Source organism: Streptomyces shenzhenensis (genome assembly GCF_021462265.1).
GTDB lineage: Bacteria > Actinomycetota > Actinomycetes > Streptomycetales > Streptomycetaceae > Streptomyces > Streptomyces shenzhenensis.
In genome coordinates this window covers 1-2,362 of the sequence record NZ_JAJONF010000128.1, presented here as the reverse complement: position 1 = coordinate 2,362, position 2,362 = coordinate 1, and the positions used below count along the sequence as shown (strand labels likewise).

The 2,362-nt window shown below is 67.4% G+C and carries 3 protein-coding genes; 1 reads left to right on the top strand and 2 read right to left on the bottom strand.

Translation table 11 applies throughout. The features are described 5' to 3' along the window. Positions 1-87: 87 nt before the first annotated feature. Positions 88-564, bottom strand: a complete 477-nt coding sequence (locus LQ326_RS46990) for a hypothetical protein (protein WP_234545344.1) — start codon at positions 562-564, stop codon at positions 88-90. Positions 565-753: 189 nt separating this feature from the next. On the opposite strand from LQ326_RS46990, the gene LQ326_RS46985 reads away from it, so the two are divergent. Beyond that, the gene (locus LQ326_RS46985; RefSeq protein ID WP_234545343.1) at positions 754-1,584 is read left to right on the top strand and encodes a hypothetical protein; all 831 of its coding nucleotides are present in this window, start codon (positions 754-756) and stop codon (positions 1,582-1,584) included. 273 nt (positions 1,585-1,857) lie between these two features. Here LQ326_RS46985 and LQ326_RS46980 read toward each other — a convergent pair whose 3' ends face one another. Next, complete coding sequence (locus tag LQ326_RS46980; RefSeq protein ID WP_234545342.1) at positions 1,858-2,064, bottom strand: hypothetical protein; 207 nt, start codon at positions 2,062-2,064, stop codon at positions 1,858-1,860. Positions 2,065-2,362: the final 298 nt, after the last annotated feature.

Genomic DNA, 2,362 nt, shown 5'->3' with positions numbered 1-2,362 from the left:
ATCACCGGCGGCCTGGTCACGCGAATCACGAGCTGCACCGACCGGGCCCAGGCGCTCGATGTCGCCGTCGTCGGCACCGCCGGCTGGTCAGGCTGAGGAGACCCTGGCCTGGAACCGGACCAGTCCGGCCACGCCGAACTGAAGCGCCACCGGCAGCGTGTGCGCGGCGGTGGCGCCCCGTACGTGATGCAGCAGGACGCGCGGTCCGCCGTTGACGCCGAACGTGACGCTGGTCCCGCTCGTCACCAGGATCCCGGCGGTGGACAGCGAACCGTCGCCCTCGGCGGACTTCCCTCCGACGAGTTCCCCGCGTCCCCCCTCGGGGGTGGCGACCATGCCGAGGTGTTCGGGGACGCCGTCGTCGTTCCGGACGGTCATGGCGAGCGAGCCGTCACCGAAGCGGTCGAGGTGCGCGACGGCGCCCGTGACCGTCAGGTCGACCTCGCCCGCGACGACATGGACGCTGCCGGGAGCGGCCGTACCACCGGTGCTCGGGGAAGCGGTGTCAGTGGTCTGGGCGGAGGAGCTGTTCGCGCAGCCTGTGCTCAGAACGGCGAGTGCCACGGGCAGGGATGCGACGAGAAGGATGCGGCTAGGCGATGATGTGCCGGTCATCTTTGCAGTATGCCAATATTGGCTCGGGAGGCGGCGGCTGCCTCGATGCTTTCCGAGCCGGATGCCGGAGTGCGGCTCTCGGTCCCATAGACGCACAGGCCGCCGGGCGGCACGGACACCGACAGAGTGGGGGGTGCCATGGGACTGGCCATGTGCCCGTTGTGCAGTGACGACGAGGACGTCGAACTGGTCCGTATCCTGGACGACGGACGCCGGGTCGTGAAGCACCGGTGCGGCTTCGAATGGGAGCATGGCGAGCCCGTCCTCCCGGAGAAGGACCGGGTCCGCTCTTTCGGTGACCTCAAGGCCCGTTTCCCTAAACCAGAGGACGTCGAGCCCCGGTGGCTGGAACGGGCCGCCCGGCTCAAGGCCGAGTATCTGGCCACCAGGCCCGACTTCGCCCCGCAGGTCGCCGCCTACTGGGCGAAGTACCAGCAGGTCTTCTCTCCGGACGGGTTGAGCACCTGTGATCCCAGGGTTCTCAAGGATTTCGCCAACTCCGATGTCGGAGCCCACCCCGGCAACCAGGCCACTTTCAACTCCGCCTGGAACCTCATGGGCGACGCCGCGGCGGGGGAGTCGACCCGCAGCACGATCGAGTACCTCCTGCACGGGCCCGACGAGGTACCTCTGGAAGACCGGCTCCAGCACCTGCTGTCCGGTGTGAAGCCGTTCGCGATGACCGGTTTCAAGGAGGCGCTTCTCACCAGAGTTCTGTGCGTGGCGGAGCCCGAGCGGTTCCTGTCGATCCTCAAGTACACGACGTTGGCGGGCGGCAAGCGCGAGATAGCCAGGGCCGTGTACGGACTCGAACTGCCGGCACCCGAGTCGGTGAACTGGACCCTCGGGCGGCTCATCCTCTGGAGCAACGACCTCCTGCACACCCTCGTCGGCGAGGGCTTCGCCAACCAGCAGCACTCCGCCGCCTTTCTGTGGTGGGCCAAGGACCAGCCAGGAGGATCCGGATAGACCAGCTGTCGCGCGGACGCCTACGCCGACCGTCTTGTTCCTTGCCCTGGGCATCCGTAGTCGTCGCCGGCTGCTGGCCGAGCCTGCCGCTTCGGCCACTGCTTCTGGCCTATGCGTAGCGATGCCGTAGAGACCCCGGTGCGTGCTTCAGGCCAGCGGGCGATCGAGATCTGGTGTTGAAGTGTGTCCGGCGCGACAAGGCCGTGGAGATCACTGGAGGGAACGAGCCGAACCTCACCTGCATGGCAAGCTCAGTGGCGGAGTGTCAGCCAGTCACTGGCTCCGGAAGGCGACCGCGTCGGGATGGGTGGTAAGCCACCACTGGCAGACGTTCCAGTGGTTGTCCTTGCCGCCGGCGTCGTCGAACGTCACCACGGCAACGACCGGGCCGCTGCAGTGGTGACTCGGCTGGGTGTGCATGCTGCACCCGAGCTGGTTGTCCGGCGACACCTCGTCGATGGCCGTGATGACGGATTTCATGACATGAGCCTACGGCGGTGTCGTACAGGTGGTTGCCTCCGTGGTGTCAGAGGTACGTGGCATCGGGGCCGGCCATGGCGAAGGGGGCGAAAGCGATGAACCACACGTTGTGGAGTTCTGCAACCACGTGCTGGGTGAGACGGTCCTGACCCTGCACTGGTTCGACTGGCTCCTGGGGCCCCGGGTACGAACGTGCGGCGGGGGGCCAGGCTGCCCGTCGACGCCTGCCGCCAGGATGGCAACGGGCAGCAGGTCTCGTTCACTCCGAGTTCGCAGCCCTCTGGCATGGCCGGTGGTT